The 6,525-nt window shown below is 66.2% G+C and carries 4 protein-coding genes; 1 reads left to right on the plus strand and 3 read right to left on the minus strand.

The annotated features are described in order from the left end of the window. Positions 1-48 precede the first annotated feature (48 nt). Both VH499_RS07465 and VH499_RS07470 read right to left on the minus strand, forming a co-directional pair. Positions 49-345 (minus strand): DUF1330 domain-containing protein, encoded by a 297-nt coding sequence (locus VH499_RS07465; protein WP_332052074.1) that lies wholly within the window; start codon positions 343-345, stop codon positions 49-51. 73 nt (positions 346-418) lie between these two features. Beyond that, positions 419-4,648, minus strand: coding sequence for a tetratricopeptide repeat protein (locus VH499_RS07470; protein ID WP_332052075.1), 4,230 nt, complete (start codon positions 4,646-4,648; stop codon positions 419-421). A 204-nt stretch (positions 4,649-4,852) separates the two neighbouring features. Here VH499_RS07470 and VH499_RS07475 point away from each other — a divergent pair, with 204 nt between their 5' ends. Continuing rightward, the gene (locus tag VH499_RS07475; RefSeq protein ID WP_332052076.1) at positions 4,853-5,950 is read left to right on the plus strand and encodes a phosphotransferase; all 1,098 of its coding nucleotides are present in this window, start codon (positions 4,853-4,855) and stop codon (positions 5,948-5,950) included. A gap of 27 nt (positions 5,951-5,977) precedes the next feature. Here the strand turns inward: VH499_RS07475 and VH499_RS07480 are convergent, their stop codons facing one another. Beyond that, positions 5,978-6,355, minus strand: coding sequence for a BTAD domain-containing putative transcriptional regulator (locus VH499_RS07480; protein ID WP_332052077.1), 378 nt, complete (start codon positions 6,353-6,355; stop codon positions 5,978-5,980). Positions 6,356-6,525 lie beyond the last annotated feature (170 nt).

The following is a 6,525-nucleotide window of genomic DNA, read 5'->3' on the forward strand; positions in this document are numbered from 1 at the left end:
GGCGCGGCTCGGTCTCGCCGTGAAGCTGTAGAGCGCGTCGCTGCCAGATTATGCTACTTTCACGCCGTCCACGGTGAACAGCCGACCGGTCGAGTTCCGGAGACGATGCGGAAGGATCTTCTGGTACTCGGGTGACTTGTACCAGCGGTCGACGGCGGCGGCGTCCGGAAACTCGAGGATGACAATGGTCTTGGGCTGCGGCCCGCCTTCGATGAGTCTCGTGGTGCCGGCCCGCGCCAGGTATCGCCCGCCGTGCTTCGCGATGGTGTCGCTGACCGCGGCGACATACGGTTCCAGTCCCGGCCGGTCAGTAATCTCTGCGTCCCAAACTACGTAACAAGTCATCGCTACCTCCTCATAACGGCTCCGGTTGGATGCACGACCATTGGACGATGGCCGCAAGGCGGCGCTGATCCCTTCATTCCGGCAGCCCGGCGAGGCGCAGGCCTTCCCGAAGCTTTGCGGCATGTTCCGGTCGGTACGACGAATAGACCTTCATGCTCGTGGCAAGACATGCCTCGGGATCGAGTTGCTGCAGTTGCTCGCGATACTTTCTCGCCGCGGCCAAGTTGTCCGACAGCGCTTCCGCCGCCGCCGCGAGCCGCAAGGCCGGGCGGAAATCCGCCTTGGCTTGTAGAGCGAGCCTCGCCCACGATGCGGCATCGCCGAAGCGCCCGGCAAAGAAATGTGCCTGCCCAACCGCGTTTCGAATCGACTGTATGTTCAGGTCTATGGGGCTCAGTCGAATCGCTTTCATCGCATGATCGATCGCTCTGTCCGGTTCCCCGACGAAAACTCTCAGCCAGGCGCTGGCCCCCCATCCCTTGGCGAGATTGGGATTGAGTTCAAGCGCACGATCGATGAGCGCGGCGCTGTCGTCGAAATCGCCGTTGACCGCGGCCAGCGTGTATCCGGAATAGGCGAGGACGTCCGCATCGTCTCCGGCAAGCTCGACCGCGCGCCGAGCGTGGCGCTCCGCGTCGGCACGCTCCGTCCCGGGATCGGCCATCCAGCCGTTGAAGAAGCGCCAGCTATAGCAAAACGCCTTCAGGGCATGGGCCGTTGCCGCGTCGGGATCCCGTTCAATGGCAGCATCGAACTGGCGCAGGGCATCGTCGGTGGCCTCGCCTGTCAGTTGGTAGAGTCGTGCAACCGCACGGAGAAGGTGGTCGTAGGCATCGACACTGATGACCGGTTTGCGCTTTGCGCGCTCGATCTCGGCTTGCTCGACCTTCGGTGCGATCATGCCCACGATGCTGGCGGTCACCCGGTCCTGCAGGTCGAACACGTCCTCCAGCGCGCCCTCGAAACGGTCGGCCCAGAGATGTGTTCCGGTCTGGCAGTCGATGAGCTGGCCGGTGATGCGCAGCCGGTTGCCGGCGCGGCGCACGCTGCCTTCGAGCACGCAGCGCACGCCGAGCTCGCGGCCGACCTGCTTGATGTCGACGGCGCGGCCCTTGTAGGTGAAGCTCGAATTGCGGGCGATCACGAACAGTGACTTGAAGCGCGAGAGTGCGGTGATGATGTCCTCGACGATGCCGTCGGCGAAGTATTCCTGCTCGGGATCGCCGCTCATGTTCTGGAAGGGCAGCACGGCGATCGACGGCTTGTCGGGCAGGGCGAGCGGGGGAGGTGTCGTCTCGACCGGCAAGCCATAGCCGATCCGCAGGAAGCGGATGTCCCGCTCGCGATCCTCCGGGCGGCGGTAGTCGGAGAAACCGGTGCGCGCCCGGTCCAGCAGTTGCGGGGAGATGGCGCGCAGCAGGTCGCCCTCGGCGCGCGCGCGATCGATCTGCCCCGATGCGACTAGCAGCTTCATGCCGTGCACGATGGCGGGCAGAAAGTTGGGCTGCTCCCGCCTGCTCTCGGCGATCCATTTCAGGCCTTCGGCATAGTCGCCGGTGAGGAAGCAGGCCTCGCCCAGGAGCATGTAGGCATTGTACCGGAGCGGATCGCGGGGACTGAGGCGCAGCGCCGCCTCGACGTGGCGCCTGGCGGACGAGCCGTCGCCGTACTTCACCTCGCCCCAGCCCAGCACCTGCAGCGCCATCGCATCGTTGGGATTGAGCTCGCAGGCATGACGAAGGTCGGCGAGGGCCTCGTCCCATCGGCCGAGGCGCACCGACAGCATGCCCTTGATCATGTAGGCGCGATTCTCCAGCCGGTCCGCGGCAATCGCGCGGCGCGCCGCCTCGAGACCCGGTCCGCATGTCTCCGCAGTCGATGGCCGGCCGGAATAGTATTCCTGCTGCCAGCGCAGCTGCGCCTGGGCGAGCCACGCCCTAGCGCACCCGGGATCGAGAGCGAGAGCCCGTTGCGACGATGCCATCGCCTTCTCCCGCGTCGCCGGGTCACCGGAGAGCCAGGCGGCCCAGGTTTCGGACAAGGCGCGCGCGGCGATTTCGTGCGCCGTCAGGCTGGCGGGCGAAGCGCGACGGATCCGCGCCAGCGCCGACTCCTCGATGGCAGGGGCGATGTTGGCGACGATGGTCCGGGTGATCTCCTCCTGCACGGCGAAGATGTCGGCGAGGTCGCGATCGTAGCGTTCGGCCCAGAGATGGCTGCCGTTCTCACAATCGATGAGCTGGGCGGTGACGCGCACGCGGTTCGCGGCCCGGCGCACGCTGCCTTCGAGGACATGGTGCACGCCGAGCTCGTGGCCGACCTGCTTGATGTCGACGCTCTTGCCCTTGTAGGTGAAGGAAGAGTTGCGCGCGATGACGAACAGCTCGCGGAACCGCGCCAGCTCGGTCAGGATGTCCTCGGTGATGCCGTCGACGAAGTACTCCTGCTCCGGGTCGCCACTCATGTTCTGGAACGGCAGCACGGCGATCGACGGCTTGTCGGGCAAGGGGAGGGCGGGCAGGACGAGCGCGGGCGTCGCCGCTGCGGGCGATGCCGGCAGGCCGGCGGTGGCCAGGCCGCCCAGCAGATGCTGCTTCTGCGCTTCGATGACGAAGGGATAGTGGTCGAGCCGCGCCAGGGAAAAATCCGGCGCGATGTCGAGAATGGCCGCGCCCGCCGCCTTCGCCTCGCCGAGGCGGCCGGCATGCGCCAGCGCCGCGACCTTGATCACCCGGCCGAACAGATAGCCGTGGCGCTGGACGATCGCGCGATCGGCGCAGGCGATCGCCTCGTCGTAGCGCTTGAGGTTCAGCCAGGTGTGGGCGAGCGAGCCCAGGCAGTTCCACGCCAGCGGATCGTGCGGGCTGAGATCGAGCGCCTTGAGGTGATAGGGGACCGCTTCCTCGCAGCGGCCGCTGTAGTTGAAGGAGCCGCCACAGACGAAGTTGGCGAGGAAGGAATTGGGGTTGAGCGCGAGCGCCCGTTCGCAGGCGCTGCGCGCCTGCTCGATCCGGCCCGACCAGAAGTTCGCCACGGCGGCGGCGGCATGGGCCATCGGGTCGCTGGCATCGGACCGGACGGCCTCGGCGGCGGCGCGCTGGGCGCTGTCCAGGCTGGTCGCGTGCGTCGCGGTCCAGTTGAACCAGGCATCGAAGACATGGGTCAGGGCGAGCCAGGCATGTGCCGGCGCAAAGCCCGCGTCCCGTGCGATGGCGGCCTCGAACTCGCGCCGGGCGTCGGCGTTGGCGGGCTTCCTGAACTGGTTGAGGTGCCAGAGACCGCGCAGCACGCGGTCCCAGGCGCCGAGGTCGGCCGGGTGTTTCCGCATCGCCGACTGCATCTCGAAACCGCGAACCGCCGGATCGACGGCGGTCGCGATGCGCGCGGTGATCTCGTCCTGGACGGCGAACACGTCGGTGAGGTCGCGGTCGTAGCGTTCCGCCCAGATGTGGGCGCCGCTCGCCACATCGGTCAGTTGCCCGGCGATGCGGACCCGCGTGCCGGCGGAACGCACGCTTCCTTCGACCACGTAGTCGGTGCCGAGGTCGCGGCCGATCTTTGCCGCATCGGGCGCGGCGCCCTTGTAGGCGAAGCTAGAGTTGCGGGAGATGACGTGGAATTCCCGGAACTTCGAGAGATTGGTGATGATGTCCTCGGTGATGCCGTCGGAGAAATATTCCTTGTCGGCGTCGGGCGACATGTTGGCAAAGGGCAGGACCGCAATGGCCGGCTTGTCGCGTCTCCGGGTGCTGCCGGTCGTTTGGCCGTCGCGCGATGCCCTTCCGACCGACCACCGCCAGACCTGGACCGGCCGGCTGATGTTCTTCAGCGTCTGCGGGCCGCCATCCTCGAACGGAGTGTCGAGCCGGTCGCGCACATCCTCGTGAACGCGGGCCGAAATGCAGACACCGCCCGGCGCGGCGATCTCCTGCAGGCGGGCGGCGATGTTGACGCCGTCGCCAAAGATGTCGTCGCCGTCCGCGATGATGTCGCCGATATTGACCCCGACGCGGAAGGCGATGCGGCGGTCGTCCGGCACCTCGGCCGTCTTCGCCGCCATCGCCGTCTGCACGTCGACGGCGCAGCGCACGGCGTTGACCACGCTCGGGAACTCCAGCAGCAGGCCGTCGCCGGTGGTCTTGACGATGCGCCCGCCGTGGCTCGCGATGGCGGGATCGACGACCTCGCGCCGCAGCGCCTTCAGGTTGGCCAGCGTGCCGCTCTCGTCGCGGCCCATCAGCCGCGAATAGCCGACGACATCGGCCGCCACGATGGCGGCCAGCCTGCGCTGCTCTCGCTCCACGGGAACTCCCCCGCGTTCCTGTCGGGCAAATGGTAGGTCTCCTGCTCCTGGACAGCAACCGCCGGCATCGACCACTACTCAGCTTCACGTGGCGATCTGCCGGCGAATGCACATTCCGGGATTTGCCGCTTCTTTCTGTTCCCGCCGTGCGATGGCGCGTGTAATCATTCCGGCAAAATCGAAAGCAAGGGCCGGGAGGAGATCATGGGTGAATGGCCAAGAAGCTCGGCCGGGCTTGATGCCGGCTGGCTCAACGGTGTCATGCGCCAGAACAAAGTGCTGTCCGACGCGACGATAACCGGGCTCGCGGTCGCCGATCTCGGCACGGGAATAGGCATCATGGGCGAGGTGACCCGCCTCTCGATCCGCTACGACAAGGCGCAGCCGGGTGCGCCCTCGACCATGATCGCAAAGTTCCCGACCAGGGACCCGACAAATCTTGGCGTGGCCCGCGCTCTCTATTTTTATCCGCGGGAAGTCGCCTTCTACACGAAACTGGCCCGCCACTCGCCGATCCGTACGCCGCGTCTGTTCCATGCCGAACTCGACATGGCCGACCATGGTTTCGTGTTGCTGCTCGAGGATCTGACGGGAGCGACCCTGGGGGATCAAATCGAAGGCCTGACGCCCGCGCAGGCCGAGGCGGCGATACAGGCGATTGCCCGATTGCACGCCGCGTGGTGGGGAAAGGTCGACGGCGACGGCATGGACGCCCTCTTCGACTTCACCAACCCCGACTACTGCGCGGCGGTGCAGGCCGGCTACCAGGGTTTCCTGGCGCCGGCCCTCGCGAATTTTTCGGCTTGCTACGGCAGCTACACCAAACGGGTCGCCGAGGGGTTGGCCCCGGTCGCCGCCGCCGTCGTCAAGCAGCTGTCGTCCCGTCACCGGACGTTCCTTCACGGCGACTATCGCGCCGACAATCTGCTCTTCGGGCCGGCTCTGGGAGAAGACGGCATCGCCGCGGTCGACTGGCAGATCTCCGGGCGCGGCGGGGCGCTCTACGACGTCGCCTACCTGATCTGCAACAGCCTTCCCACGGCGTACAGGCGGCGGGCCGAGAAGGAGCTGCTGAAGCGCTATCACGACACTTTGCTCAAGACGGGGGTCGAGGGCTTCAGCTTTGGCGAATGCTGGGAAGCCTATCGCTTTGCCGTCCTGTGCGGGCTGTTTGTCGCCATCTACACGACCGGCGGCATGGATCTGGGCAATGAACGAGGTCGCAAGGCGATGACGGCTCTCGCAAGCCGTGTGGATGCCGCGGTGAACGAGCTTCAGGTTGGCGATCTGCTTCCAGGCTAGCGCTGGTTCAGGGCATCAACTGGTCCTTCATTCGGGCATGCCGGCGAGACGGAAGCCCGTGAAGTACATTGCTGACACCTCGTCGGTGGTTGTTGGCATCCACTGCCTTATGTTCGATATCCGTGCCGCAGGATGGATGCGCCGGTACGTTTCATATGCAGCGCGTGCTTCATCCACACGTCCCAGCGCGGCGTTGGCGGCCATGGACGCCCAGTGTGTCGGCAGAAATCCGGGATAGTGTAGTACTACTTTCTCTACCCAGGAAAGCGCTTCCTCGTTACGACCGATCCGGAATAGAGCGTTGGCCATTCCCGCTTGTGGGCCGAAGCGCCTCGCGTCCCGGGCAACCGCGTGGCCGGTCAGGCGCGCGTGAATTTGAGTTCGCCGGCGGATGTGATATGACATCTTCAATTGCAGAAAGTAGAGGATGTTTTGTCACATGCCATCCGTCAGGCGCCGAAGCAGAGAAACGACCGAGGCCAAGCGCGCCGAGAGGCTTCTGGCCGATCGCGGCATGATGCGGCTGCGCGAGTTCACCGCCGCCGGGATCGCCGCGGAGACGCTGGCGCGGCTGG

It is taken from the genome of Reyranella sp. (assembly GCF_036558665.1).
Taxonomy (GTDB): domain Bacteria; phylum Pseudomonadota; class Alphaproteobacteria; order Reyranellales; family Reyranellaceae; genus Reyranella.

Coding starts and splice junctions, on each gene's coding strand:
- VH499_RS07475 (WP_332052076.1), top strand. CDS start 4,853: ATGGGTGAATGGCCAAGAAGCTCGGCCGGGCTTGATGCCGGCTGGCTC.
- VH499_RS07480 (WP_332052077.1), bottom strand. CDS start 6,355: ATGTCATATCACATCCGCCGGCGAACTCAAATTCACGCGCGCCTGACC.
- VH499_RS07465 (WP_332052074.1), bottom strand. CDS start 345: ATGACTTGTTACGTAGTTTGGGACGCAGAGATTACTGACCGGCCGGGA.